Source organism: Micromonospora sp. M71_S20 (assembly GCF_003664255.1).
Lineage (GTDB): Bacteria > Actinomycetota > Actinomycetes > Mycobacteriales > Micromonosporaceae > Micromonospora.
Genome location: NZ_RCCV01000002.1, coordinates 125292 through 151395, shown reverse-complemented (window position 1 = coordinate 151395; position 26104 = coordinate 125292). Strand labels below are relative to the sequence as shown.

Genomic DNA, 26104 nt, shown 5'->3' with positions numbered 1-26104 from the left:
AATGTGGTGACGTCAGATCATGGTGAAGTCACCGGCTTGCGAGCCGGCTGCCTAAACCATCGATACGAACGCGTCACGCGGCCCAGCGTACCCGACCGTGGGGGAAGGTCCACCCGGTCGTCGGGAAGGACTCGCTTCGCGTTCACCTTCGTCGATGCCTGCGACGGTAGTTTCATCGACACCGATCGCTGCTCCTCCGGAGGTTCCCGATGGACCGTCGTACCGTCCTGCGTGCCACCGTCGTCGGCGGCGCCGCCGCCTTCGCCGGCAGTCTCTGGGCCGGCGCCGCCCAGGCCGCCCCTGCTCAGCCGGGTGCCAGCCCGTACGGGCCGCTCGGCGCGGCCGACGCCAACGGCATCCAACTGCCCGCCGGCTTCACCAGCCGGGTGGTCGCCCGATCCCGGCAGGCGGTGCCCGGCACGTCGTACACCTGGCACGACGCGCCCGACGGCGGCGCCTGCTTCGTCGCCGGCACCGGCTGGATCTACGTCTCGAACTCCGAGATCCTCAGCACCGGTGGGGCGTCCGCGGTGCGCTTCGCCGCCGACGGCAGCGTCGTCTCGGCGTACCGCATCCTGTCGAACACCAACCGCAACTGCGCGGGCGGCGCGACCCCGTGGGGGACCTGGCTCTCCGGCGAGGAGGTCAGTCGGGGGTACGTCTACGAGACGTACCCCGAGGGCGGCCGGGCCGGCGTGCGGCGCGCCGCGATGGGCCGCTTCAACCACGAGGCCGCCGCCTGCGACCCGGACCGCCGGGTCGTCTACCTCACCGAGGACGAGACCAGCGGCTGCTTCTACCGGTTCCGGCCGACCACCTGGGGCGACCTATCCGCCGGCACCCTGGAGGTGCTGGTCGCGGGCACCGGCACCAGCGGCCCGGTGAGCTGGGCGCGGGTGCCCGACCCGGACGGCTCGCCCACACTCACCCGCGACCAGGTCGCCGGGGCGAAGAGGTTCAACGGCGGCGAGGGCTGCTGGTACGCCGGCGGCACCTGCTGGTTCACCACCAAGGGCGACAACCGGGTCTGGGCCTACGACGCGGTCAACCAGCGCATCGACCTGGCGTACGACGACTCGCTGGTCTCCGGGACGGCACCGCTGACCGGGGTGGACAACATCACCGGGGCCCGTTCGGGTGACCTCTACGTCGCCGAGGACGGCGGCAACATGGAGATCAACGTGATCACGCCGGCGGGGGTGGTCGCCCCGTTCCTGCGGATCACCGGCCAGTCCTCGTCGGAGATCTGCGGGCCGGCGTTCTCGCCCGACGGCAGCCGCTTCTACTTCTCGTCGCAGCGTGGCACGTCCGGCTCGTCCTCGGGCGGCATCACCTACGAGGTGCGCGGACCGTTCCGCGCCTGAGCGGCCCGCCTCCGCCCGCGCCCGCCCGCCCCGCCGGGTCGATCGGCGATCATGCGGCGTGCCGGAGGCGGCGGCGGGGTATGTGGGCGGTCATGAGTCACGAGCAGAGCGACCAGGAACGGGTGGAGTCCCGCGCGCACCTGCTGCCCGAGGAGGCGGCGGTCGGCAGCGACGACCCCCAGGCCCAGGCGGAAGCGATCCTCGCCGAGTCCGACATCCGGGAGGAGGACCGCAACGCCGCCCCCGACACCGTGCTGGAACGACGCACCTCCGATCAGACGGTGACCCCCATCGAGCCCCCCGACTGAGCCACGGCACCCCGGGCCCGTCGCGAGCCCCGGTAGGTGTGCTCCCGCAGCCAGGCGATCGGGCCGACCGCCCGCAGCCCCGGCGGCAGGTTGCCGATCGGGTCGAAGGCCAGCGCGGCGTCCTCCCGGGCGCTGAGCTGGGCACCGAGGCCGACCTGGCCGAACGGCCGCCACGGCCCGACGGCGGACGCGACCGCGAGCACCAGGCGCGGCGCGTCCGACCGGGCCGCGGCGGCCACCTCGGCCAGGCTGCGACCCAGGTCGGGCGACTCCGGGTCGGCCAGCGCGGCCAGGAAGAGCCGCCGCCGGCCCGCGCGCAACGGCATGATCGTGCTGTACGTCCCCGTGAAGCGCCGCCGGGGCAGCGGCAGGTTCCGCAGCAGCGGCGCGGCCCCGCTGGAGCTGACCAGCAGGTCGAACGGCCGGCCACCGTCGCGGTGCAGCCGCACGGCCAGCCCCAGCACGTCCGGCCAGCTGCCCGGCGTGGGCACGCCCTTGGAGAGCCGGACGGTCGCCCGGAAACGACCCGGGCTGTCCAGCAGCGGCACCCCGGTCGGCGGTCCCGGCGTACCCCAGACGACGACCTCGCCCGCGAACGAGCGGCCCGCGGGGTGCAGGAGGCGGGCCCGGCGCAGCCGGGTCAGGGCGGCGGTCGCGCGGTCGACCGCGACGGCGGCCCGATCGGTCACGGTGGCGGCAGGCGGCATCCTCCCCCGGTACCCGGCCGCCGGCGGTCGATGCCTCGCCGCGTGCGGCGCGTCCCCTTCCCGCGCACCTGATCGGATAGCGTCGTGCCATGCCCGACAGCGGTTACCCCTGGCCCATCGAGACCACCCGACTGGACAACGGCCTGCGCGTGGTGGTGAGTGAGGACCGCACCGCACCCGCGGTCGCCGTGAACCTCTGGTACGACGTCGGCTCCCGGCACGAGCCCGAGGGGCAGACCGGTTTCGCGCACCTCTTCGAGCACCTGATGTTCGAGGGCTCGGTCAACGTGGCGAAGACCGAGCACATGAAGCTGGTGCAGGGCGCGGGCGGCTCGCTCAACGCCACCACCAACCCGGACCGCACCAACTACTTCGAGACCGTCCCCGCCGAGCACCTGGAACTGGCGCTGTGGCTGGAGGCGGACCGGATGGGCGGCCTGGTCCCCGCGCTGACCCAGGAGACGCTGGACAACCAGCGGGACGTGGTCAAGAACGAGCGGCGCCAGCGCTACGACAACGTGCCCTACGGCGACGCCTGGCTGCGGCTGCTGCCGCTGCTCTACCCGCCCGGGCACCCCTACCACCACGCCACGATCGGGTCGATGGCCGACCTGAACGCCGCCGATCTGGGCACCTTCCAGGCGTTCCACCGGACGTACTACGCGCCGAACAACGCCGTGCTCACCGTCGTGGGCGACGCCTCGGCCGCCGAGGTGTTCGCGCTGGCCGACAAGTACTTCGGCGCGATCCCGCCCCGCGCGGAGATCCCGCCCGCGCCGGACGGCCGGACCGTCCCGGCCACCGGTCGACCCGCCGTGGAGACGGTCACCGCCGAGGTGCCGGCGCCGCGCGTCTACGTCGCGCACCGCACCCACCCCTTCGGCAGCCCCGGCTACGACGTGATGACGGTGCTCGCCACCGTGCTGGGCAGCGGCCGGGGCAGCCGCCTCTACCAGCGCCTCGCCGACGGCGAGCGGATCGCCCAGCCCGACCTGGTCGGGGCCTACGGCGTGGACCTGGCGCACGCCCCCGCGCCGCTGATCGCCACCGCCACGGCCCGCCCCGGGGTGAGCGCCGAACGACTCGGCGCCGGGCTGGCCGAGGTGGTCGACGAGTTGGCCACCGTCCCGGTCACCACCACCGAGCTGGACCGGGCCAAGTCCCTGCTGAGCACCTCGTGGTGGCGGCAGATGGCCACGGTGGACGGCCGGGCGGACACGCTCGGGCGCTACGCCACCCAGTTCGGCGACCCGGCGAAGGCCGCGGAGCGGCTGCCGGCCTGGCTCGCGGTGACCGCCGAGCAGATCGCCGAGGCCGCCGCCGAGGTGCTCGCCGCCGACGACCGGGTGACCCTGACCTACCTGCCCGAGGAGAAGCCCTGATGACGCTGATCGCCGACCGTCCCGGGCCCGGCGCCGCCCGCCCGTACCGGTTCCCGCAGGTGGTCCGCCGCACCGTGGCGGGTGGTCAGGTGGTCGCCGCGCACCTGCCCGGGCAGAACCTGGCCGTGGCCCTGCTGCTGCTCGACGCGGGTGCCGGCCGCGAGCCGACCGGCAAGGAGGGGCTCGGCGCGGTGCTCGCCAAGGCCCTGGAGGAGGGGACCGCGCAGCGCGACGCGACGGCGTACGCGCTGGCGATCGAAGGGCTCGGCACCGAGCTGGTGATCGGACTGGACTGGGACTCCTTCCAAGTCAGCGTGCAGGTGCCGGTGGAGCGGCTGAACGCCGCCGTGGAGCTGCTCGCCGAGGCGGTGCGCACCCCGAAGCTGGACCCGGACGACGTCCGGCGGGTCCGCGACGACGAGGCGACCGCGCTGCGGATGGACTGGGCCAACCCCGGCCCGCGGGCCGACGCGGCGCTGCGCGCGGACCTGTTCGGCGCCGGGAACCGCTGGGGCCGCCCCCTCTACGGCGACCCGGAGTCGGTGGCGGCGCTGGACGTCGAGGACGTCACTGTCTTCCACTCCGAGTGGTTCATCCGCCCCGGCACGCTGGTCGTCGCCGGCGACCTGGACCGGCTGGACCTGGACGCGCTCGGCGCGGCGGCGTTCGCCGGCACCGGCGGCGGGCCGGTCGACCGGGGCGGCCCGATCGAGGTGCCGACCCGCCCCGGCCGGCGGATCATCCTGGTGGACCGGCCCGGCTCGGTGCAGTCCACGCTGCGGCTGGGCCACTCGTCGCCGCACCGCTCCCACCCCGACCACGTGCCGATGACGCTCGCCGGCACGGTGCTCGGCGGGGCGTTCACCTCCCGGCTCAACCACCTGATCCGCGAGGTGCGCGGCTACACGTACGGCATCCGGGGCGACTTCGCCTCGTCCCGCCGCTTCGGCCGCTTCGGGGTCAGCTCCAGCGTGCAGACGGCGGTCACCGCGCCGGCCGTCGTCGAGGCGGTCGGCGAGATCACCCGTACCCGGGAGACCGGGGTGACCGAGGAGGAGCTGGCGGTCGCGCGCTCCTGGCGGGCCGGGCAGCTCTCGGTCGAGTTGCAGAGCCCCCGGGCGATCGCCTCCGCGCTGACCACCCTGGTCGTGCACGACCTGCCGGACGACTACCACGCCCGGTTGCGCGAGTCGCTGCTCGCCGCCGACGTGGCGGAGGTCTCCGCGGCGGCCGCCACGCACCTGCGCCCGGAGGAGCTCACCCTCGTCGTGGAGGGCGACGCCGCGGTGATCCGCGACGAACTCGTCGCCACCGGCCTGGGCGAGCTGGTCGAGCACGCCTCCTGACCGGCCCGGGGCGATGTGACATCGGTCGCGCCGCCCCCGGCCGGTGCGGGTGGCCCGTGCGGGGCGGCCGGCGTGGATGCTTCGGCGGGCCGCCCCGCCGGCTGACGATCCTCCCGTCCCACCGGCCCCTCCGGCGGTGTCGTTCCGTCCCGGTCGAGGCCCGGGGTGACCACGGCCACCGCCGGGCGGGAGCGCCGGCGGCCCCGGTGGGTGGGAAAGCGTTCCCTGTCGGGTCGCCGGGCTGGGTAGCCTCGCGGGCATGAGGATCGGCATTGTGGGGGCCACCGGCCAGGTCGGTGGCGTGATGCGGCAGGTGCTGGCGGAGCGGGAGTTCCCGGCGGAGCAGGTGCGGTTGTTCGCCTCGGCGCGGTCGGCCGGGCGCACCCTGCCCTGCCGGGACGGCGAGGTGACCGTGGAGGACGCGGCCACCGCCGACTACTCCGGGCTCGACATCGTGCTCTTCTCCGCCGGCAAGGGCACCGCGAAGGAGCTCGCGCCCCGGGTCGCCGCCGCCGGTGCCGTCGTCATCGACAACTCCTCGGCGTTCCGCATGGACCCGGAGGTGCCGCTGGTCGTCGCCGAGGTCAACCCGCACGCCGCCGCCGTACGCCCCAAGGGGATCATCGCCAACCCGAACTGCACGACGATGGCCGCGATGCCCGTGCTGCGTCCGCTGCACGCCGAGGCGGAGCTGGTCAGCCTGGTCGTCTCGACGTACCAGGCGGTCTCCGGCGCCGGCCTGGCCGGCGTCGCCGAACTCGACGAGCAGGTCCGCAAGGTCGCAGAGCACGCCGCCGGCCTCGCCTTCGACGGCGCGGCCGTGGAGTTCCCGGCCCCCCGCTCGTTCGCCCGGCCGATCGCGTTCAACGTGCTCCCGCTCGCCGGCTCGATCGTCGACGACGGCAGCTTCGAGACCGACGAGGAGCAGAAGCTGCGCAACGAGAGCCGCCGCATCCTGGAGATCCCCGGGCTGCGCGTCTCCGGCACCTGCGTGCGGGTGCCCGTGTTCACCGGCCACTCGCTCCAGATCAACGCCCGCTTCGCCCGCCCGATCAGCCCGCAGCGGGCCCGTGAGCTGCTCGACGGGGCCCCCGGCGTGGCGCTCGCCGACGTGCCGACCCCGTTGCAGGCCGCCGGTCAGGACCCCACCTACGTCGGGCGGATCCGCGCCGACGAGACCGTCGAGCACGGCCTCGCCCTGTTCTGCTCCAACGACAACCTGCGCAAGGGCGCCGCGCTCAACGCGGTGCAGCTCGCCGAGCTGGTCGCCGCCGAGCGCCGCTGACCGACGCGCCTCCCCGGGCCCCCGCCGGATTCGGCGGGGGCCCGCCACGTCCTCCGGTGTGGCCCGCCGCGTCGGCGTTCGACAGGCACGCGGGCGCGGGCGGGGCGTCCGCCGTGGTTCGATGGGTACGCCGTGACCGGTCGAGCGGGAGGTTGCCGTGGCGGACGACGAGACCCAGCGGGCGTTGACGGAGCTGATCGCCGGCCACCGGCTGGGGGTGCTGGCCACGCTCAAGCGGGACGGGCGCCCGCAGCTCTCCACCGTCATCTACGCCTTCGACAGCACGTCGGCCCTGATCCGCGTCTCGGTGACCGACGGCCGGGCCAAGACCGCCAACCTGCGCCGGGACCCGCGCGCCTCCTTCCACGTCGGCAGCGACGACGGCTGGGCGTACGCGGTCGCGGAGGGGCGCGCCGAGCTGACGCCGGTGGCCGCCGACCCGGACGACGCGACCGTGACGGAGCTGGTCGACCTCTACCGGGCGATCCAGGGTGAGCATCCGGACTGGGCCGACTACCGACGGGCGATGGTCGCCGAGGGACGCCTCGTGCTCCGGCTGCGCGTCGAGCGCCTCTACGGCCTCCCGCCGCGCGCCTGACCCCGGGCCGGGGTCGCTCGCGTTACCCCGTCCGGTCGGCGGGTAGACGGCGGTGCCGACACCGAGAGGGGAGCACCATGACAACGGTCGGAGAGTTCATGACGACCCGGTTGGTGACGATGGACGGCAACGACACGCTGACCGCCGCGGCGCAGGAGATGCGCGACAGCGCCATCGGCGACGTGGTGGTGACCGACGGCGACGACGTCATCGGCATCGTGACGGACCGGGACATCACGGTCCGGGGCGTGGCCGAGAACATGGACCCGAACTCGACCCCGCTCAACCGGATCACCAGCAAGGACGTGATCACGGTCAGCCAGCACGACGACGCGGTCGCGGCCGCCGACCTGATGCGGACGTACGCCGTACGCCGGTTGCCGGTCATCGACGACGGGCGGCTGGTCGGCCTGGTCTCGATGGGTGACCTCGCCGTGGAGCGGGAACCACAGTCGGTGCTCGCCGACATCAGCGCCGACGAACCGAACAACTGACCGTCCGCCGCGGCGCGCCGGCTCCCCGAGGCGGGAGCCGGCGTCGCGTCTTCACCGCGGGCGTGGCGTCGTCGCCCCGGGGTGATGGACCGCCAGTTCTATGATCCTGCCGTGTCCGCAGAGCCCCCCACACCAGGCCGGAGCCAGCCGAACGGATGGCCGCCCCAGCACCGATCAACGATGACGGCGCCGGCCACGGCGCCGCCCACCGGTTCCGGACCCATGGCGGGAGCCTGGTCGGCCGGCAGGTCGATCACGACGACGATGCTGGTGGTGCTGCTCGGTCTGGTCGTGATCGCGCTGAACACCGCCGTCGCGTACGTGGCGGTGGGCGCGACGGTCGTCCCGATCATCACCGGCCTGCTCCTCTGCCTGGTCTTCGTGTTCGCCGTACGTCTGCTGCACCGGGCGGCGTGGCTGGCCTTCCTCGCGGTGGTTCCGGCCCTGTTCGTCCTCGTGGGATCGGTGCAGCTCGCCCCGGAGGCGGTGCTGGAGGCGCGCGGCGTCCGCCAGGAGGTGACCATCGTCGACGTGCAGGTCGTCGGCAAGCGGCACGAGTTCACGTTGCAGGGCGCCGACGGGCGCCTCGACGAGCCGCTGGTCCACCAGGGCAGCAACCCCGGCCACCGGGTCGGCGACAGGCTCGCCGTGCTCACCGATCCGGACGGGGTGGTCGACCTCGAGGCCGCCGACCGGGTCGACTCCGGCGGCATGCTGGCGGCACTGCTCCTCGGGGGCGTCGGCTGGACCGTCATCGCGCTGCTCGCCGGGTGGCGCGGCCACGTCCGCCGGTGGAAGGGCCGCTACGACACTCTGGTGATCTAGCCGATGCGCCCCGGACGGGGAGCGAGCGCACCGTCGCGACGCGCGACTCACCCCATCCGGGCGAGGTTGGCCCGGCACCGGACGGGGACCCCCTGCTCGGGACATTGACCGACGGGGGGAGGAGAGGACCCGATGGTGGACGCGACGACGAGGTTCTTCGAGGACCTCGACCGGCGGGGGTACGACCCCCTGCTGGCGAAGTCCTCCGGGACCCTGCGCCTGGACCTGCACGAGGGGGCGCACACGACGCACTGGCTGCTGCGGATCGACCACGGCCGGCTCCAGGTGAGCCGGGAGGACCAGGAGGCCGACACGGTCGTCGGGACCAGCCCCGAGCTCTTCGAGGAACTCGCCGCCGGCCGCGAGCACGGGGTGGCGGCGCTGCTGCGGGGGGACATGACGGTGAGCGGGGACCTCCGACTGGTGGTGCAGATGGAGCGGCTCTTCCCCGGCCATCCGGACGCCCGTGGACCACGCCGGCACTTCGAGGCCCATCAGGAGGTGCGGTGATGGCGCAGAGCAACACGATCCGGATCCTGGACGGCAGCACCTTCGTGGTGTCGGAGGACACCGGTGACATCGAGGCGACACCGAGCGAGCCGACGGGGTTCTTCTCCCTGGACACGCGGTACCTGTCGACGTGGGTGCTGACGGTGAACGGCGACCGGCTCACCCCCCTGTCGTACGACGACCTCCAGTACTACGAGGCCCGCTTCTTCCTGGTGCCGGGGATGGCGACGCACTACATCGACGCCAAGCTGTCGATCATCCGGGAGCGGGCGGTGGGGGGCAGCTTCCGGGAGACGCTCACCATCCTCAACCACGACGAGAAGCCGGTCGACCTGGAGATCAGGATGGAGGCGGCGTCCGACTTCGCCGACCTTTTCCAGGTCAAGGACGAGATTCTCAACAAGAAGGGCGAGATCTACACGGAGGTCGAGTCGGACCGGCTGCGCCTGGGCTACCGGCGGGGCAACTTCATCCGGGAGACGTTGATCTCCGCGTCCCCGGCGCCGCGGTACGACCGCAAGGGCTTCGCCTACTCCATCCACCTGCAGCCCAACGAGCGGTGGGAGTCCGAGATCGACGTCAAGACCATGGCGCTCTCGCCGGGCGGGCGGGACCTGCGGATGGGCCTGCGGGCGCACACCACCGAGCGGCTCGCCCTCCAGCACGACCTCGAGGAGTGGATCGCCAGGGCTCCCAAGGTCAACAGCCAGCACGACCGGGTCGCCTCGACGTACCGGCGCAGCCTGATCGACCTGGCCGCGCTGCGCTTCTCGCCGCTCTCCCTCGGCGGGGCGTCGTTGCCGGCCGCCGGCCTGCCCTGGTTCATGACCATGTTCGGGCGGGACAGCATCCTGACCTGTCTGCAGACGCTGCCGTTCACGCCGGACCTGTCGAAGACCACGCTGCGGATCCTGGCCTCGCTCCAGGGCACCCGGTTCGACGACTTCCGCGACGAGGACCCGGGCCGGATCCTGCACGAGATGCGGTACGGCGAGACCGCCGCCTTCGAGGAACAGCCGCACTCGCCGTACTACGGGTCGGTGGACGCGACCCCGCTGTTCCTGGTGCTGCTCGACGAGTACGAGAAGTGGAGCGGGGACGTCGAGCTGGTCATGGAGCTGGAGCGGGAGTGCCGGGCCGCGTTGAAGTGGATCGACGACTACGCCGACCTGGTCGGCAGCGGCTACATCTGGTACGAGCGGCGCAACACCGACACCGGCCTGGAGAACCAGTGCTGGAAGGACTCCTGGGACTCCATCTCCTACCGGGACGGCAAGCTGCCGCCGTTCCCCCGGGCCACCTGCGAGGTGCAGGGGTACGCGTACGACGCGAAGCTGCGGGCCGCCCGCCTGGCGCGCGAGTTCTGGGGCGACCCGGACTTCGCCGACCGGCTGGAGCGGGAGGCGGCGGCGCTGAAGGAGCGGTTCAACCGGGACTTCTGGGTGGAGGACGGCCAGTACTACGCCCTGGCCCTGGACCCGGACGGCCGCCAGTGCGACGTGCTGAGCTCCAACATCGGTCATCTGCTCTGGAGCGGCATCGTCGACCACGACCGGGCCGAGAAGATCGCCGAGCACCTGGTCGGTCCCCGGCTCTTCACCGGCTGGGGGGTGCGGACGCTGGCCGAGGGCGAGGTCCGCTACAACCCGATCGGCTACCACAACGGCACGATCTGGCCGTTCGACAACTCCTTCATCGCCTGGGGCCTGCGCCGGTACGGCTTCGCCGAGGAGGCGGCGGTCATCGCCAACGGCATCCTCGACGCGGCCACCTACTTCGAGGGCCGGCTGCCGGAGGCGTTCGGGGGCTACCCCCGCGAGCTGACCAAGTTCCCGGTGGAGTACCCGACCGCGTGCAGCCCGCAGGCCTGGTCGACCGGCACGCCGCTGCTGCTGCTGCGGACCATGCTCGGCCTGGAGCCGCACGAGGGGCACCTCGCGGTGGAGCCCCGGCTGCCGATCGGGATGGGGCGGATCGAGGTGCTGGACATCCCGGGCCGGTGGGGCCGTGTCGACGCGTTCGCCCGGGGCCGCCTCGACATGCACCGGCTCACCGACTAGCGCGGGCCCGGCTCCCGCGGGAGGCCGGCGGCGACCGGGCGGACCGGGCGCCGCCGGCCACCCGCGACCGGGGGCCAGCCCGCACGGGCGGGCGGGAGCGGGCCGGGCGCGGCGGCCCGGCGGGTCGGCATGGGGTTCAGCCGGGCAGGGTAAGTTCGCGCCATGCCGGAACTCGTGTACCCGCCCGTGATCGCCGCCGCCAAGACGATGTTCCGGGTCCTGGACCTGAAGATCACCATCGAGGGCGCCCACCACGTGCCGCGTACGGGCGGGGCGGTGCTGGCCAGCAACCACGTCAGCTACCTCGACTTCATCTTCTGCGGGCTGGGCGCGAACCCCGCGAAGCGGCTGGTGCGGTTCATGGCCAAGAAGTCCGTCTTCACGCACAAGGTGTCCGGCCCGCTGATGCGGGGCATGCGGCACATCCCGGTGGACCGGCGGGCGGGCGCCGGGTCGTACGCGACGGCGGTCAGCGCGCTGAGGCGCGGTGAGGTGGTCGGCGTCTTCCCGGAGGCGACGATCAGCCGGTCGTTCACGGTCAAGTCACTCAAGAGCGGGACGACCCGGATGGCGTCCGAGGCAGGTGTGCCGGTGCTGCCGGTCGCAATCTGGGGCACCCAGCGGCTCTGGACCAAGGGCCGACCGCGCACCCTGACCCGCCGGCACACCCCGATCACGATCCTGGTCGGCGAGCCGATGGACCCGGCGGCCTACCCGGACGCCAACGCGATGACCGTCGACCTGAAGGAGCGGCTCACCGCGCTGGTCGACCGGGCCCAGCGGGAGTACCCCGACGCCCCCGCCGGCCCCGACGACACCTGGTGGCTCCCGGCGCACCTGGGCGGCACCGCGCCCACGCTGGAGGAGGCCGCCGACCTGGAGGTCCGCCGCCGGGCCGCCGCGGTCGACCCCGACGCCTGAGAAGCGTCTCCCGATCGACCCGACGCCCGACGGAGGTTCCCGGTCGGCGGGTCGGTCGGCGGTCGCCGGGGTGGCCGGATCGTTCCGCAGCGGGGCGTGATGGTGCCTGCCGCGCCGGCGCGTACCCGGCGAGGATTCAACCCATGAGCAGATCAGCACTCGTCGTCATCGACGTCCAGGAGTCCTTCCGCCGCCGCCCCAGCTGGGCGTACGCCTCCAACCCCGACATCGTCGGGCAGGTGGGCCGGCTCGTCGCCGCCGCCCGGGGGAGCGGCGACCTGGTCGTCTGGGTCCTGCACGCCGAGCCGGGCACCGGCGGGGTCTTCGACCCGGCCAACGGGCACGTCCGCCTGATCGAGGGGCTGTCGCCCGCGGCGGGGGAACCCACGCTGGTGAAGACGTCGCACAACGCCTTCACCACCACCAACCTCCAGCAGCTGCTGATGACGGCGGGCGTCGGCGAGATCACGGTCTGCGGCATCCGCACCGAACAGTGCGTCGAGACCACCGCCCGGGTCGGCTGCGACCTCGGCTACGAGGTGACCTTCGTGACGGACGCGACGGTGACCTTCCCGACCCCGCACCGGGACCTGCCGGCCACGGCCACGCAGGAGGAGATCCTCGCCGACCCGCGCACCCTGTCGAGCGAGGAGATGACCGCCCGCACCGAGTACGCCCTCGCCGGCCGCTTCGCCACCATCCGCACCGTGGCCGAGGTGACCGGCGCGGTTCCGGCCGGCGCGCGGGCCTGAGCCGATGCCCCGGGTCGTCTTCCTGCTCGTCCCGCAGCTGCACCTGCTGGACCTCGCCGGCCCGGCCCAGGTGTTCTCCGCCGCCGCCGACCTCGGGTACGACTACCGGCTGCACTACGTCGCCGACCGGGAGGTCGTGCCGACCGTGCAGGGCGTACCGCTGGTGGCCGGGCTCCGGTGGCCCGAGCTGACCCGCGACGACCTGGTGGTCGTACCCGGATGGCGGCTGCGCGCACACGGGCCGCAGGGGCCCGTCGGGCCGGGCGACCTGCGGCGGCTGGCCGACCACCACGCCGGCGGCGGCACCGTCGCCAGCGTCTGCGCCGGCGCGTACGCCCTCGGCCGGGCCGGCCTGCTCGACGGCCGCCGCTGCACCACCCACCACGACGTGCAGGACGAACTGGCCCGCCGGTTCCCGGCGGCGCGGGTGGTCCGCGACGTGCTCTACGTGGTCGACGAGCGGGTGGTCACCTCCGCCGGCATCGCCAGCGGCATGGACGTGGCGCTGCACCTGGTGGCCACCCGGCACGGGCCGGCGGTGGCGGCGCGGATCGCCCGCACCCTCGTCCTGCACTCCCGGCGCAACGGGCATGAGCCGCAGGCCGGCGCCATGCTGCGGCACCGGTCGCACCTCTCCGACGCCGTGCACCGGGTGCAGGACCTGATCGACCGTCGGTTCGCCGAGCCGTTGCCGCTGGCCGACCTCGCCTCCGTCGGCGGGGTGGCCGAGCGGACGCTGACCCGGCTGTTCCGGCAGGCCACCGGGCTGACCCCGCTCGGCTACCAGCAGCTGCTGCGGGTGGAACGCGCCGAGCACCTCATCGGGCACGGCGCCACCGTGGAGGGGGCCGCCCGTACGGTCGGCTTCACCGATGCCCGGATGCTGCGCCGGCTGCGGGCCCGTGCCACCCACGGTCGAGGCGTCCCGGCCGGTAGTAGTCGTCCCGGGAGTGGAACTCGACCGGCAGCGACCCGGGCAGGGTGATCCGGGCCTCGCCGGCGCCCGGCCCGGCCCCGGCCCGCACCGCCAGCACGTCCCGCTCGGGCGGCGACAGGTCCACCAGCTCGGGGTGGGCCAGCCGGAACCCGGCCACCGCCCGGCGCACCCGGCGGGTCAGCTCGACGACCTCCCCGGCGGGGCCGGTGAGGCCGAGGGCCGGCTGCTGGATGGTGCGCAGCGCGTCGCAGACCACCAGCAGGCGGGCGTGCGCAGCGGGCCCCGCCAGCAGCTCCAGGCGGGACGGCCACTGCCAGCGGATCTGACCGCTGACCAGACCCGGCAGCCGGACGCCCCGGCGGTGCCGCGCGCCGTCAACGGCCCCGTCGACCAGGGCGAGCTGCGGCCCGCCGCCGACGTACGCGATCCGCCGGTCGGTGACGGTCACCGCCACCGGCTCGGGCAGCGTCCACCGCCGCCATGCCTCCGTCGGGCCGAGCAGGTGCCCCGACGCGTGCAGCCGGTGCCGGGCGAGCACCCGCTCACCGGCTTCGACGACCAGCTCGTGCCGCCGGTCCAGCGCCGGGGCCACCTCGTCGTCCGCGTCGAAGCGGTGCGGGGCGATGAAGAAGGGGGACGCGTCATCGTGCATCGTCATGACCTCCGGTGCCGACGGCATCTCGCTACGAGCGTCGCCGACCCCCGGCCGGCTGTCATGACGCCCGTTAGGGGGTCGGCCGGTCGTAGGAAGCCTGTGACCGATAGATGCCGATCTCCTCCGGCCGGACTAGGCCGTCCTCGATCGCCCGGGCGAGCAGCGCCGCCTTGGTGGCGGCCGGTCGCCCCGCTCGGGTGTACTTGATCCGCGCCCGGTCGACGTACTGCTTGACGGTGTGCTCGCTGATCCGCATCCGACGGGCCACCGACGCCTTCGACATCGACTGGAACCACAGCAGCAGCGCCTCACGTTCCTTGTCGGACAGGGCGGGCCGGTCCGGGCGGGGGTCACCCACGATCGCCCCGGCGAGCGCCGGCGGCACGTACGGGCGGTCGCTGGCGGCGGCCAGCACGGTGGCCACGCAGTGTTCCCGCCCCTCGTGCTTGGCCAGGAACGCGACCGCCCCGGCGTCCAGGGAGGCGAGGATCGTCTGCGGCTCGGTGTGCTCCGAGTAGACCACCACCCGCCGGCCGGCCGCGCTCAGCTCGGCGAGCTTGTCGAGGGCCATCCGCCCGTGCAGCCGCAGGTCGAGCAGGATCACGTCGGCGTCGGGGGCGGCCCGCAGCACGGCGTCCGGGTCGTCGCCGGTCGCCAGCACCGTCAGCCGGGGCTCGGTGGCCAGCCAGACGCGGACCCCCTCGATGACGACCGGGTGGTCGTCCACGATCGCCACGCCGACCGGTCGACCGCCGGTCACCCCCGCCACCGGGTCTGCGCCCATCTGATCTCCCCGTCCCGCTCGTAGAGGTACTCCACCCGCCCGTCGTCGCCCGGCGGTCCGGCGGTGTCGGGACCGGGCCGGTCGGGCGTGACCAGGCTGACCACCACCTCGTCGGGCCCGGCGACGACGGTCAGCCGGGCCCAGCCCCGGGCGTCGGCCAGGAGCGCGGTGAGTGGGTCGCCCAGCCGGCGGCGCACCTGCACCGGCAGGGGCGGCGGGTCGCCGATCGTCACCAGGTCGATCGGCAGCCCGTTGCGGTCCGCCAGGTCGGCGGCAGCCCGCAGCTCGTGCAGCAGCGGGTCGGGCACGTCGTCGGACTCGGCGATGAGCCTGCGCAGCCGGGCGGCGGCCAGCACCGCCCGCCGCTGCACGTCCGGGTCGGCCGGGTCCGCCCGACCCTCGGCCAGCTCCGCGAGCACCTCCTCGGCGGCGCCGCTGACGAGCGTCAGGCGGGCGTGCCGTTCCCGCCGGGCCCGTTCGGCGGCGTCGCGTTCGGCCTCCGCCGCGTGGGCGGCCGCCGCCGCGACGGCCCGCTGCCGGGCCAGCCGCGCGATCGCCGTGCCGCCCACGAAGACCGCCACCTGAAGGGTCGACGTGGCGTAGACGGACATGGCGTACCGGGCCAGGTCGGCGGGGGCGGTCGCGCCGTGGCCGAGCACCCCGGCCAGCGCGATCAGCGCGTGGACGCCCAGCGTCGCGATCAGCCCGGCGGCTCGCCGCCCCCACAGCACCATGACGAAGAACCAGCCGAGGGTGCCCCACACCCAGTTCGCGGCGGTGAAGAGGTGCCGCTCACCGGCCGCCGCGAATACCACCGCGTCGACCACCAGCAGCAGCGCGGCCAGCGGCCAGGCCGGCAGGCGCGCGTCGCGCAGCAGCCGCAGGCCGGCCAGCACCCCGATCACCGCCGCGAGCAGCCAGCCGGCGAGGACCACCGTCGGCGCGGCCAGTTCCGCCCACGCGCCCAGCACCGCGGGCAGCGCGATCGCCGTGTGCCAGGCCAGCGCGATGACCACCGCCACGACCCGGGCGCCGCCGTCGGAGGCGGCGGCCACCGCCGCCGCCGGGTCCACCGGGGACCGGCCTGCGTCCGGCGTACGCGCCGCCGGCACCGCCGTCGCCGGAGCCGTCGTCGTCTCAGTCGACACCGGACCACTCCAACCGGATCCGCGTACCGGTGCCGGGGCGCGAGTCGATCTCGGCGCGCCCCCCGACGGAGGACATCCGGCCGCGTACCGACTCGCGTAGCCCGTACCGGTGCGCGGGAACGGCCGCCGGGTCGAAGCCCGGACCGTCGTCGGCGAGCTCGACCACGACGGTGTCGGCGACCCGGCTCAGTCGCAGCGCGGCGGACGCGCCCGGCGCGTGCCGGAGCACGTTGGACAGCGCCGCGTACGTGCTCTCCGCGAGGGCCTCCGCGACCGGGGCGGGCACGACGCACGGCGCCAGCTCGGTGGTGACCGGCAGTTCGGGCAGCCGGGCGCGCACCGCCCGCAGCCGCCCGTCCAGCGGCACCGGCCCCTCCTCGGGCGCGGACCGCGCGTCGGCCAGCGCGGTGAGGGTACGCAGCTCGGCGGCGCACCGTTCGCGCAGCGCGGCGGACGGGCCGGCGACCGCGCCCAGCCCGACCACCGTCAGGGTGGCCAGCACCGTGTCGTGCAGATCCCGGTTCTGCCGCCGCTCCGCCTCCCGCGCGGTCCGGGCGACCAGCGCCTCCCGGGTGAGCCGCTGGTGCGCCACGAAGGCGTCGTCGGCCCGACCGATCCGCCGCCGCATGATGGCGGTGATCAGCGCGCCGCAGGCCGTCTGCACCAGCAGCGTCACCGCGTGGGCGGCGGCCTCGTCGGGCTGGCCGGCGGCGTGCGCGCCGGTCGCATAGGCCGCCGTCACCAACAGCCCCGCCGGAACCGACCAACCGATGGGGGCGTTGGCCTGCGCGTTGAGGACCGTGGTGCTGGCCAGCACCGCGATCCAGCTCACCTCGCCGGGCAGCACCTCCGGGGCGACCAGCACCGGCATCGCCAGGCAGGCGGCGGCGGTCAGCGCCACGTCGCCGAGCACCATCGGGCGGCCGATGCCGTGGCGCAGCGCGCGGAACGCGTACCAGACCGACCAGGCGGTCAGGGCCGCGACGGCCGGAACCAGCAGCGCCGGCTCGACGGGCGGAGTACGCACCGACAGGGCGACCACCGCGCCGACCAGGCCGCAGGCCAGGCGCAGCAGCGCCGGCAGGCGGGTGAAGATCAGAGTGAACGCGCCGCCGGCCGGAGTGTCCGGCGTGGTGGGCGACGTGGTCGGGGCGGCAACGGCCGGCATCGGGAAAGAGGGTCCTTCTGCGACAACGACCCGATCCGGGCCAAAACGGGGGATCGACGCCGGAGAATAGCACGAGCGACCGCCCGCGATCACCCTCGGTGCCTGCCGTGTCGCCGGTCGGTCAGCCCTTCCCGGTGCGGATCCGGACCGCCGACGGAACCTGCGCACCGCGCCGACGGACGCCCGGTCAGTTGATCGGCAGGACCTTCGTGCCGCCGCCCGCGATTGAGCGGGTCAGCTTCTTGCCGCTGGACCAGTACCAGCAGCGCACCCCCCGGTCGCCGCGCGCCCACGCCTCCTCGGACGGGAACCGGTACGTGCTGCCCGTGCGGTAGCGGAGCATGCCGTCGACCGGCACCTTCGCGTAGCGGGCGATGACCGGCCGGCATTTCGCGTGCACGGCGTCCTCGTCCTTCGTCGCGTCGTCGTAGGACACGTCGGGCGCGGTCCAGACGCCCACGTACTCGAAGCGGTGGACCTTCGTGCACGGCACCGCGAGCAGGTTCGACCACTCGTCCTCCTCGGCGCAGCCGTACCGCAGCGGGGTGGCCGCCTTCAGCACGCCACGGAGGCTGCCCGCCCGGTTGACGGGCCGGTCGTTGTCGCCGTTGGCGCCGCTCACCGCGTCGAGCTCGAACAGGTCGCACCGGTACCACCGGCTGCCGCCCGTCCAGCCGGCCGGCGACGTGGGCGCCACCTGCACCGACAGCCGGGCGTCGCGCCACTCGCCGCCGACGAACTCCTTGGCCTTGGCGTCGCACTCGGCGAACGCGGAGCGCATCGCCGCCGACCCGACGCGGGGCGGGATCGGGCGGGCGGCCAGGTCGCCGGTGAACGTGCCGATGTGGAACGTCTCGACCAGGTGCGCCTTCGCGCAGTCGACCGGCTGGTGACTGGTGAGGTAGGCGGTCGGCTCGGCGACCACGTGACACTCGCCGGCCCGCGGCGCGAACTGGCGGGCCTCGGCCACCGGCCGCCAGTCGTCGGTCAGGTCCCCGTCCGTGCCGGCCGGTGTGCCGCACCCGCTCACCGCCGCCGCGACCAGCGCGGCCGAAGCCGTGACGCCCAGCCAGCGTCGCATGTGGTCCTCCCCGCGCCCCGTGACAACCGGCGCAGCATATGGCACCCGGGGGCGGACCGGATGCCCGCGGGGCGTGCCGCCGAGGTCAGCCGAGCCGCAGGTGCAGGTCGCGCAGCAGCGCCACCTCGGCGAGGTGGTGGATGGCCTCGCGGTTGATGTGCAGCACGAGCGTCGCCAGCGACCGGTCCGCGTAGGGTCCCTCCGCCGGGCCGCACGGCCGGGCCAGGCCGTCGCGGCCCAGGCCGCGCACCCCGGCGACCCAGCGGTCGTACGCCTCGTCGAGCTGCGCCAGCGCCGCGTCGGCGGTGCCGGCGTACGCGAAGGAGCCGTAGTCCACCGGGGGACCGCCGAAGTGGGCGGCGACGCGGGCGCCGAACACCCCCACGACGAGGTGCCCGAGCCGCCAGGCGATAGTGGTGACGGGCGCGGGCTCGGGCTGCGGCATCGCGAAGTCGATCAGGTGGTCGCCCTGCCCGACCGCCATCGGGGCGGTGCTGCGCCCGCGCGGCCGGACGCCCCAGGCGCCCGCGACGGGTTCCCAGTGGTATTCGGCGTCGGTCAATCCGTCGAGGCGCGGGCGGGCCTGCAACCGCCAGTGCCAGTCGAGCTGTTCGAGCAGCTCACCGTTCCAGTCGACGTCCATGTCCCGACGCTACGCCGTGCCTGCGACGTACCGCCGACTTTGGACCCTGGTGCTATTTTCACGCCATCGCCGCCGCACCGAGCCGGGAGCCGATCGTGCAGAAGAGGTACGTGGGCCTGCTCGCCGTCGTCGTGGCGACGGCGTGCCTCGCCGTCGTCGGCACCCTCGGCGGCTGGTACCTGGCCGACCGCACCGCGTCCGGGCCGGTCGACCCCACCACTGCCGCTGCCACCACTGGCGGCCCCTCCGCGGGCTCTCCGGCCAGCGGCTCGGGCCCGTCGCCGTCGCAGCCCGCAGCCCGGACGTACCCGCTCGACCAGTCGGTCTACCGCCAGTCGGGCCTGACCGTCACGCTGGTCAGCGCGGAGGTCAGCGGCGGCAAGCTGCGGCTGAACCTCACGTACCGCAACGGCTCGCCCGTCGCGTGGCCGGTGAGCTGCCCGACCGCCGAGGTCGACCGCACCTCCTCGCGGATCGTCCTGGCGGACGGCCGGACCGTGCGGCCCGAGTCCACCTGGTGCACCGAGACGCGGCCCGACGAGTCCTTCAGCATCGCCCCGGGCGAGCGGGTGGACAGCTGGGGCCTGTTCCCGGTGGTCCCGGAGACCGGGTCGTCCTTCGAACTGACCTGGTACGACTTCCCGGCCCTCGACGTCCGGCTCCGCTGACGGCGGGCTACAGCGTCACATTGGGCAGGTGCACGCTGCGGCATCGGTCGTAGGTCTGCCGCTCGGACCACCTTCTGGTAGGTGCTTCCGCTCTCCCCGACACCAGCTGATGGAGCGGTGCCGTCGGTCCGTGCCGTCGCCGACGCGGCAGCGGCGCGGACCGACGGCCCCGCTCGTCCACCGGTGGCGGTCAGCCCGGCAGGGCGACCTGTGCCGGGGTTGGCCGGTGGGTGGTGGTGCCGTCGCCGAGCTGCCCGAACGAGTTGTCGCCCCAGCACCACAGGCTGCCGTCGGTGCGCAACGCGCAGGCGTGGTAGGACGCGGCGAGGCTGTCCGTCCAGGTGGTGGCGCTACCGACCCGGGTGGGGGTCGACCGGTGGGTGGTGGTGCCGTCGCCGAGCTGCCCGGACGCGTTGTTGCCCCAGCACCACAGGCTGCCGTCGGTGCGCGTCGCGCACGACGAGTCGATGCTCGCCTCGACCCTCGCCCAGGTGGTGGCGGTGCCGACCTGGAGTGGGGTGGTCTGGAAGCCGACGCCCCCGCCCACCTGGCCGTACCCGTTCTCGCCCCAGCACCACAGCGTCCCGTCGGCGCGGACCGCGCAGGTGTGCACGTAGCCGGCCGTCACGCCGGTCCACGTGGTCGCGGTGCCCACCTGCGTCGGTGTCGCCCGGTAGTCCCGGATGCCGAGACCGAGCTGTCCGTCCGAGCTGCTGCCCCAGCACCACAGGGTCCGGTCGGTGCGGGTGGCGCAGGTGTGCGCGTACCCGGTCGTGACGCTCGCCCAGGTGGTCGCGGTGCCGACCTGCACCGGGGCGGTCGCCAGATAGGGGGTCACGCCGGTGCCGAGCTGGCCGTGGCGGTTCGAGCCCCAGCACCACAGCGTGCCGGTGGTCTGGACGGCGCAGGTGTGATTGGCGGCGGTGCTGACGCTGGCCCAGGTGGTGCCGTCGCCGATCCGTACGGGGCTGGTCCGTTTCGTGGTCGTCCCGTCGCCGAGCTGCCCGTTGTGGTTGCTGCCCCAGCACCACAGCGTTCCGTCCGTGCGTACCCCGCAGGTGGTGCTCATGCTGGCGTCGATCCGCGCCCAGGTGGTGGCGTCGCCGATCCGGACCGGAGCGGTCCGTTCCGTCGTGGTCCCGTCGCCGAGCTGGCCGTAGAAGTTGTTGCCCCAGCACCAGAGGGCTCCGTCGGTGCGGATCACACAGGTGTGCAGATCGCCTGCGGCGACCCGGGACACCGGCCCGGCGGCGAGCGAGGCGTCCGGTGTGCCGCGGTCGGCAGAGCTGACGCCCGCCGTGGCCGCACCCGCCGTGAGCCCGATGGCCAGCATGGTGATCCCGATGGAGGCCGCCGCCGCGACGGCGGATCGGGCTGCCCGCCGCCATCGCGTCCGTAGCCGCCCCTCCCGATGTTCGTTCATGGTCTGTTCTCCCTAGACATCGTCGTTTCGTACGGTGGAGGCGGCGTTGCCCCGACAGGCCGTCAGCGACCCGTCACTTCACATCGATGAAATGTTACATTGATACACATCGATCACACTCGCTCGGCCTCTGCCGACTGGCCGCTCCCTGGAGGCCCGACGCCCTGGTTTGCGTCGCCCGGTCGGCCCGACACCCGCCGACACGTCCGCGCATCGCTACGAGCCGCCCGCAATGATGGGATCGCGTACGAATTGATCCCCGTGCGGGCTCCGGGTCAGCAGGTGGGCCTTGTAACCCTCGCCGAGGCCGGGCTCCGGTGTGCCGGCCCAGTCCTTGATGAGCACGGCGCCACCGGTGCAGCCCCACGGGTTCCAGGTCCAGGCCAGGTAACTCACGTCGTGCGAGTCGGCCCAGTTCACCAGCCGCTGCATGTAGTCGAAGCCGCAGTCGTCCTGGCCGAACTCGCCGAGCACGACCGGCACCTGCTGCGTCAGCGGTGCGATCTGGCTGTCCCAGCAGGACTGGCTGGCGCAGGCGTTGAAGCTGTACGCGTGCCAGGAAGCGGCGATGTTGTTCAGCGGATCGTTCGGCTTGTAGGTCAGCCATTCCCGCATGTCGTTGGTCCATTCCAGGCCGCCGACCATGAGTAGGTTGGTGGCACCGGTGCCCCGGACCGCATCGACGAGGTCCTGCATGCCGGCTACCTCGTAGGGGAGGCCGGCGCAGGTGCCGCCGTCACGTAGGCACTGCCAGCCCAGGGTCTTGTTCCAGTCGGCGGGCATGTCCGGGTACGGCTCGTTGAACAGGTCGAACACGACCGCGTCGTTGTCCTTGAACGCGTTGGCGACGCCGGTCCAGAACTGGGGGGCGTACCGCGCGTCCGGCATCGGCTTCTGGCAGGTGGCGTGCTCGTCCTTGCAGTGCCAGTCCGGGCTGTTGGGGTAGGCCCCCCACGTCCAGTGCAAGTCGAGGATGACGTTGATGCCATTGGCGACGAGCCGGTTCACGTAGTCCTTGACGCCCTGCTGGTAGGTGGCGCCGCTGGGTGAGCCGTTGACGCCGAGCCAGCATTCCTCGTTCAGCGGGACGCGCACGGCGTGGATGTTCCAGGTCTTCATCGCGTCGACCGAGGCTTGGTCGACCGGCCCGGAGTCCCACAGACCCTTGCCCTGCACGCAGGCGAACTCCCCGCCGGACCGGCTCACGCCCAGCAGCCGGTACGGCTTGCCGTCCGTGGTGACGATCTTGTTTCCGGACACCCGTAGCTCCGGTGCCGCCCCGCTGGGCGGAGGGGTGGTGGGCGGAGCGGTGGTGGGCGGAGGGGTGGTCGGGCTCGTGGTTGGCGAAGTCACCGACCCGGTGCACGTGGTGCCGTTGAGGGCGAACGACGCGGGTACCGGGTTCGTGCCATTCCACGAGCCACCGAACCCGATCGAGGTCGAGGCGCCGGTGCCCAGTGATCCGTTCCAGCTCATACTGGCGGCCGTCACCCGAGTGCCGGCCTGGGTCCAGGTGCCACCCCAGCCCTGGGTGACCTTCTGGCTCGCGCTGGGGAAGTCGAAGGTCAACTTCCAGCTCGACACCGCGTCGCCGAGGTTGGTAACGGCGACAGTGGCGGTGAACCCGCCCGGCCACTGGCTCTGCACCGTGTATTCAACCGCGCAGCCGGTAGAGGCCGCTGCGGCGGGGAGGCTAGCCGTTGCCATGCTGCCCAGCATCAGCATGCTGGTGGCGCCGGCGGCCAGCAGTACATGACGATCTTTCATCTGATCTCCTCGCTGGTGCTCAGAGATCGATGGGAGCGCTTGCACGTCATCCTTTATTAGGTCAGTTACGGAAGTCAATACGTTGACGAGCCGGGCCTGAGTAATGGATGGAGGCAGCATGGAGGACCGAGGCGGTAGCAGAACTCTCAACTCTTTGAGCGTTGGAGCCGGAGCCAGCAGACGATGGCGCAGGCGAGGGTGAGGAGTGCTTCGTGGATGTCGTCTCGGATTCCAACGGATCCGGAGGCGGCGGAACCAGTGCAGCAGGGCGATGGTCTGCTCGACGACCCAGCGTCGGGTGCCGAGGCCGGAGCCGTGGCCGGTGCCGCGTCGGGCGATGACGGGTGTGCGTAGCTCGCGGCGGTAGCAGTCGAAGTCGTAGCCCCGGTCGGCGTAGATCCGGTCGGGACGTTGCCCTGGCCTGCCGCCGATGCCTCTGATTCGGGGGATCTTGCTAGGGAGGCAGCCGAGGCTACGGTCCGGCTTGTGTCTCGTCGGGCCACCAAGGGCACCTCCGGGCTCGCCTCGGGCTCACCTGGGGCCAAGCCATCAAAGGATGGCGCTAAGAAAGATCTCAAGAAGGGCAAGAAGCAGCAGGTCAAGCCTGCTGCGTGAGGGTGCGCCCGGCAGGATTCGAACCTGCGGCCTTGGGATTAGAAGTCCCCTGCTCTATCCGCTGAGCTACGGGCGCGCGCGAGCGTGTCGCGCGAGAAGGGTACCGCCGCCCGCCGGTTGACCGGTGGAACGGGTGGTCGCGTGCCACGTCGCGGACCAGGGTCGCACGCGCCTCCGGTGCCGGTCACCCGGGTTCCGGCACCCGCGCAGCTCGGGACGTGGCGGGTCGTACCCTCGGCTGGTGCTGCTTGACCCCGAGATCGAGAACGACGTCGCGTACGAGTTGTGCCAGCTCCTCGGCCGCGCGATCCTGCCCATCCGCCGGACCGACGCCGGGACGGGCGACGGCGACCGGGGCGAGGGCACCGCGTTCCTCTTCACGGGGCAGGGGACCGAGTACCTGCTGACCGCCGACGCGCTCACGCGATCCGGGGCGGGGGAGATCGGGCTGCGGGCGAGCGTGACCGAGCCGGCCGGGGTGGCAGCCGACGCCGTGGCCCTGCCCGACCGGTGGCGGCACCACGAGGATCTCGGCGTCGCCGTCATGCCCACCGGCGGCCTGCACGAGCACGCCGCCGGGGAGGGCTGGCGGTGGCGTACCCAACAGGTGCCGGATGCGATCGCGGCCGATCGGGACGCGATCGCCCGGATCGGCGCGGAGCCAGGTTCCGCCGTCGTGCTCGCCCACGGCGTCGGCGCGGGTGGCGCCCGGCCGCTGGAGGTGGCGATCGAGCGGGTGGCGCGGGTGGGCGACGCCGTCCGGCTCACGGCGGAGCTGCCGGCCGGCTACGTGGGCGCGCCGGTCTTCGGCGTGCAGGCCGGCGGCGACGGCGAGCCGGGGCTGCGGTGCCTGGGCCTGGTGCTGCCGGCCCGCGACGGCGGCCACCCGCTGGCGACCTTCGACCGCATCCGCGAGGCCCTCGACGCGACGTGAGCCCGACGGCGTGAGCCCGACGGCGCGCGGCGCGGTCGGCGGTGGATGGGCGGCCGGCGGCGGTCGGCGCGCGGTCGGCGGTCGGTGGGTGGCCAGCGGCGCGTGGGGCTGTCGGCGGCCGGCGTTCAGCCGCCCTGCGCGGGGGCGCCCGCAGGGTCGGCCTCGTCCGCCGGCTGCCGGCTCGCCGGTGGGCGCTCCCCGGCGCGGACCGTCGGCCCGGCGTCGAAGAACGCGTCGGCCCAGCGTCCGACCTCCTGGAACACCTTCTCCCGTACGGCGGTGCCGGAGAGCGTGAGGTCGTGCATGCCACCGTCGAAGCGCGCCACGGTGACGTGCCGGCCGAGGCGGGGCGCCCAGCGGACCATGTGCTCGACGTCCAGGACGGCGTCGGCGAGGGCGGCCGACTCGTGCCACTTCGTGCCCTTGAACGAGCGGGTCGAGCAGGCCAGCAGCACCGGCACCTGGATGTCCAGGCCGGCGCGCAGCTGCCGCTGGGCGGTGCGGACGGCGTTCAGCCAGCCGGCCCGGACGGGGAACCCGGCGAGCGGCTTCCAGGTCAGGTCGTAGTTCCACTCGCCGTGGTGCTCGGCGTGGATGCTCTCGCTGTAGACCGTGCCCAGCCCGAACGGCAGCACCCGGCGCGGCGCCCGGCGGCCCAGCCGGCCGACGGCGGCGGCGAGCGGCCGGCGCACCAGCCACGGGGCGTTGATGTCGAAGAAGGGGCTGTTCAGGAAGAGCCCGTCGATGATCCCGGCGTCGCGGCGGGCGTGCGCCCAGAGCGGCATGATCAGCCCGCCGGTCGAGTGGCCCATCGCGAGCAGCGTGTCGTGCCCGTCGTCCTCGCGGATGATCCTCGCGGCGGCGTCCAGCTCGGGGAAGTAGTCGCTGAGGTCGCGGCAGAAGTTCGGCGTCTGGTGGGGCCGCAGGCTGCGTCCGTACTTGCGCAGGTCGAGGGCGTAGAAGTCCCAGCCCCGCTCGGCGAAGAAGTCGCCGAGGTGGCCCTGGAAGAAGTAGTCGGTGAAGCCGTGCACGTAGAGCACGGCCCGCCCCGTCGGGCGGTCGGCCCGGCGACGAACCAGGGTGGCGACCACCGGTCCCTCGTCGTCGGTGCCCAGGTCGATGGTCTGCCGCTCGTACGGCGGGCCCAGCACGTCCGGTTCCACGACCGCGACGGTACGCCGGGAAGCTACCGGGCGGTAGCCCTGGGTGCTGCCCGGCCCCGCCCGCCCGCACCCGGCGGACGGGGCCTCGGGCGTACGCGTCAGACGGTCTCGGCCTCGGCGCGGGCCGGGTCCGTGTCGGGCTCGACCTCGGCGGCCGGCGGGGGCACGTCACGCAGGTGCTTGTTGTGCCGCGGCTCCTGCTTGGTCTTCGCGTCGTTGAGCCGCCGCCGCAGGTCGTCCCGGACGTCGTTGAGCGCGGCGTGCAGGTCATCCTCGGCGGAGGTGGTGACGATCTTCTGCCGACCGGCGATCCAGCACTCCAGGGTGACCTTCTGGCCCCTGGCCTCCCGGTCCTTGACCGACACCTCCAGCTCGGTGGCGTCGGCGTGGAAGCCGGCCAGCCGGGAGTCGAGCGTGGCGAACTGCTCCGCGATCCAGTTCCGGTCGCCCTGGGAGAACCCCGCGCCGACCCGCAGGCACTCCGCCACGGTGGCCGGGTTGGCGACGGCGCTCATCGCCGCACCCCGCCGGAGACGATGGCGGCTGCGGTGCTGGTCATCTTCATG

General features: G+C 73.7%; 26 protein-coding genes, 1 tRNA gene and 2 pseudogenes. 15 read left to right on the top strand and 14 right to left on the bottom strand.

Annotated features, from left to right (window positions below; translation table 11 throughout):
• Positions 1-209 precede the first annotated feature (209 nt).
• Together DER29_RS21570 and DER29_RS21565 are read left to right on the top strand one after the other, a co-directional pair.
• On the top strand, positions 210-1364 hold the full coding sequence (locus tag DER29_RS21570) for an alkaline phosphatase PhoX (RefSeq protein ID WP_121399512.1): 1155 nt from the start codon (positions 210-212) through the stop codon (positions 1362-1364).
• 92 nt (positions 1365-1456) lie between these two features.
• Entirely contained in the window at positions 1457-1672 is a 216-nt protein-coding gene (locus DER29_RS21565; RefSeq protein ID WP_121400099.1) for a hypothetical protein, read from the top strand.
• Here DER29_RS21565 and DER29_RS21560 read toward each other — a convergent pair.
• Positions 1639-2379, bottom strand: a complete 741-nt coding sequence (locus tag DER29_RS21560; protein ID WP_121399511.1) for a phosphodiesterase — start codon at positions 2377-2379, stop codon at positions 1639-1641. The two genes, DER29_RS21565 and DER29_RS21560, sit on opposite strands and share 34 nt — an antisense overlap.
• An 89-nt stretch (positions 2380-2468) precedes the next feature.
• On the opposite strand from DER29_RS21560, the gene DER29_RS21555 reads away from it, so the two are divergent.
• The 11 genes from DER29_RS21555 (at position 2469) to DER29_RS21505 (ending at position 13537) form a co-directional block, all read left to right on the top strand.
• A complete protein-coding gene (locus tag DER29_RS21555) occupies positions 2469-3761 on the top strand; it encodes a pitrilysin family protein (protein WP_121399510.1) in 1293 nt (430 codons plus the stop codon).
• Entirely contained in the window at positions 3761-5107 is a 1347-nt protein-coding gene (locus tag DER29_RS21550) for a pitrilysin family protein (RefSeq protein ID WP_121399509.1), read from the top strand. The genes DER29_RS21555 and DER29_RS21550 overlap by 1 nt, the downstream gene beginning before the upstream one ends.
• A gap of 259 nt (positions 5108-5366) precedes the next feature.
• The gene (locus DER29_RS21545; RefSeq protein WP_121399508.1) at positions 5367-6392 is read left to right on the top strand and encodes an aspartate-semialdehyde dehydrogenase; all 1026 of its coding nucleotides are present in this window, start codon (positions 5367-5369) and stop codon (positions 6390-6392) included.
• Between the two features lie 157 nt (positions 6393-6549).
• Positions 6550-6990: a PPOX class F420-dependent oxidoreductase gene (locus tag DER29_RS21540; RefSeq protein ID WP_121399507.1), complete on the top strand. Its 441-nt coding sequence runs from the start codon at positions 6550-6552 to the stop codon at positions 6988-6990.
• A gap of 77 nt (positions 6991-7067) precedes the next feature.
• On the top strand, positions 7068-7484 hold the full coding sequence (locus tag DER29_RS21535; RefSeq protein WP_121399506.1) for a CBS domain-containing protein: 417 nt from the start codon (positions 7068-7070) through the stop codon (positions 7482-7484).
• 222 nt (positions 7485-7706) lie between these two features.
• Positions 7707-8309 carry a hypothetical protein gene (locus tag DER29_RS21530; RefSeq protein ID WP_121400098.1) on the top strand — a complete coding sequence of 201 codons (603 nt, stop codon included), beginning with the start codon at positions 7707-7709 and terminating at the stop codon, positions 8307-8309.
• 132 nt (positions 8310-8441) lie between these two features.
• A complete protein-coding gene (locus tag DER29_RS21525) occupies positions 8442-8819 on the top strand; it encodes an SCP2 sterol-binding domain-containing protein (RefSeq protein WP_121399505.1) in 378 nt (125 codons plus the stop codon).
• Positions 8819-10879: a glycogen debranching N-terminal domain-containing protein gene (locus DER29_RS21520; RefSeq protein WP_121399504.1), complete on the top strand. Its 2061-nt coding sequence runs from the start codon at positions 8819-8821 to the stop codon at positions 10877-10879. The genes DER29_RS21525 and DER29_RS21520 overlap by 1 nt, the downstream gene beginning before the upstream one ends.
• A 162-nt stretch (positions 10880-11041) precedes the next feature.
• Positions 11042-11800: a 1-acyl-sn-glycerol-3-phosphate acyltransferase gene (locus DER29_RS21515; protein ID WP_121399503.1), complete on the top strand. Its 759-nt coding sequence runs from the start codon at positions 11042-11044 to the stop codon at positions 11798-11800.
• Positions 11801-11943: 143 nt separating this feature from the next.
• Entirely contained in the window at positions 11944-12552 is a 609-nt protein-coding gene (locus tag DER29_RS21510) for an isochorismatase family protein (protein ID WP_121399502.1), read from the top strand.
• A gap of 4 nt (positions 12553-12556) precedes the next feature.
• Entirely contained in the window at positions 12557-13537 is a 981-nt protein-coding gene (locus tag DER29_RS21505) for a GlxA family transcriptional regulator (RefSeq protein WP_121399501.1), read from the top strand.
• On the opposite strand, the gene DER29_RS21500 is transcribed toward DER29_RS21505, so the two are convergent.
• From DER29_RS21500 to DER29_RS21475, 6 genes are all read right to left on the bottom strand, one after another.
• Positions 13419-14141, bottom strand: a complete 723-nt coding sequence (locus tag DER29_RS21500; RefSeq protein WP_121400097.1) for a hypothetical protein — start codon at positions 14139-14141, stop codon at positions 13419-13421. The genes DER29_RS21505 and DER29_RS21500 overlap by 119 nt on opposite strands.
• A 73-nt stretch (positions 14142-14214) precedes the next feature.
• Positions 14215-14928: a response regulator transcription factor gene (locus DER29_RS21495; protein ID WP_121399500.1), complete on the bottom strand. Its 714-nt coding sequence runs from the start codon at positions 14926-14928 to the stop codon at positions 14215-14217.
• Positions 14901-16076: a hypothetical protein gene (locus DER29_RS21490; RefSeq protein ID WP_199729495.1), complete on the bottom strand. Its 1176-nt coding sequence runs from the start codon at positions 16074-16076 to the stop codon at positions 14901-14903. The genes DER29_RS21495 and DER29_RS21490 overlap by 28 nt, the downstream gene beginning before the upstream one ends.
• Complete coding sequence (locus DER29_RS21485) at positions 16066-17244, bottom strand: sensor histidine kinase (RefSeq protein ID WP_121399499.1); 1179 nt, start codon at positions 17242-17244, stop codon at positions 16066-16068. Before DER29_RS21485 ends, DER29_RS21490 begins: the two co-directional genes overlap by 11 nt.
• A 187-nt stretch (positions 17245-17431) precedes the next feature.
• On the bottom strand, positions 17432-18325 hold the full coding sequence (locus DER29_RS21480; protein WP_121399498.1) for a septum formation family protein: 894 nt from the start codon (positions 18323-18325) through the stop codon (positions 17432-17434).
• 85 nt (positions 18326-18410) lie between these two features.
• Complete coding sequence (locus tag DER29_RS21475; protein ID WP_121399497.1) at positions 18411-18968, bottom strand: DinB family protein; 558 nt, start codon at positions 18966-18968, stop codon at positions 18411-18413.
• Between the two features lie 95 nt (positions 18969-19063).
• Here DER29_RS21475 and DER29_RS21470 point away from each other — a divergent pair, with 95 nt between their 5' ends.
• A complete protein-coding gene (locus tag DER29_RS21470) occupies positions 19064-19636 on the top strand; it encodes a hypothetical protein (protein ID WP_148710100.1) in 573 nt (190 codons plus the stop codon).
• Positions 19637-19826: 190 nt separating this feature from the next.
• Here the strand turns inward: DER29_RS21470 and DER29_RS21465 are convergent, their stop codons facing one another.
• The 5 genes and pseudogenes from DER29_RS21465 to DER29_RS21455 form a co-directional block, all read right to left on the bottom strand.
• Positions 19827-21059: a hypothetical protein gene (locus DER29_RS21465; protein WP_121399495.1), complete on the bottom strand. Its 1233-nt coding sequence runs from the start codon at positions 21057-21059 to the stop codon at positions 19827-19829.
• Positions 21060-21275: 216 nt separating this feature from the next.
• Positions 21276-22319, bottom strand: a complete 1044-nt coding sequence (locus DER29_RS21460) for a glycoside hydrolase family 5 protein (RefSeq protein ID WP_233600135.1) — start codon at positions 22317-22319, stop codon at positions 21276-21278.
• 162 nt (positions 22320-22481) lie between these two features.
• Positions 22482-22766, bottom strand: a pseudogene (locus tag DER29_RS35520) (cellulose binding domain-containing protein); the annotation flags it as partial.
• Positions 22767-22972: 206 nt separating this feature from the next.
• Positions 22973-23276, bottom strand: a pseudogene (locus DER29_RS35515) (transposase); the annotation flags it as partial.
• A gap of 168 nt (positions 23277-23444) precedes the next feature.
• Positions 23445-23517 (bottom strand) — tRNA-Arg (locus tag DER29_RS21455).
• A 165-nt stretch (positions 23518-23682) separates the two neighbouring features.
• Between DER29_RS21455 and DER29_RS21450 the strand changes: the two genes are divergently transcribed.
• On the top strand, positions 23683-24375 hold the full coding sequence (locus tag DER29_RS21450; protein ID WP_121399493.1) for a hypothetical protein: 693 nt from the start codon (positions 23683-23685) through the stop codon (positions 24373-24375).
• Between the two features lie 125 nt (positions 24376-24500).
• Here the strand turns inward: DER29_RS21450 and DER29_RS21445 are convergent, their stop codons facing one another.
• Positions 24501-25538, bottom strand: coding sequence for an alpha/beta hydrolase (locus DER29_RS21445; RefSeq protein ID WP_121399492.1), 1038 nt, complete (start codon positions 25536-25538; stop codon positions 24501-24503).
• 98 nt (positions 25539-25636) lie between these two features.
• On the bottom strand, positions 25637-26053 hold the full coding sequence (locus DER29_RS21440) for an HPF/RaiA family ribosome-associated protein (RefSeq protein ID WP_121399491.1): 417 nt from the start codon (positions 26051-26053) through the stop codon (positions 25637-25639).
• Positions 26054-26104: the final 51 nt, after the last annotated feature.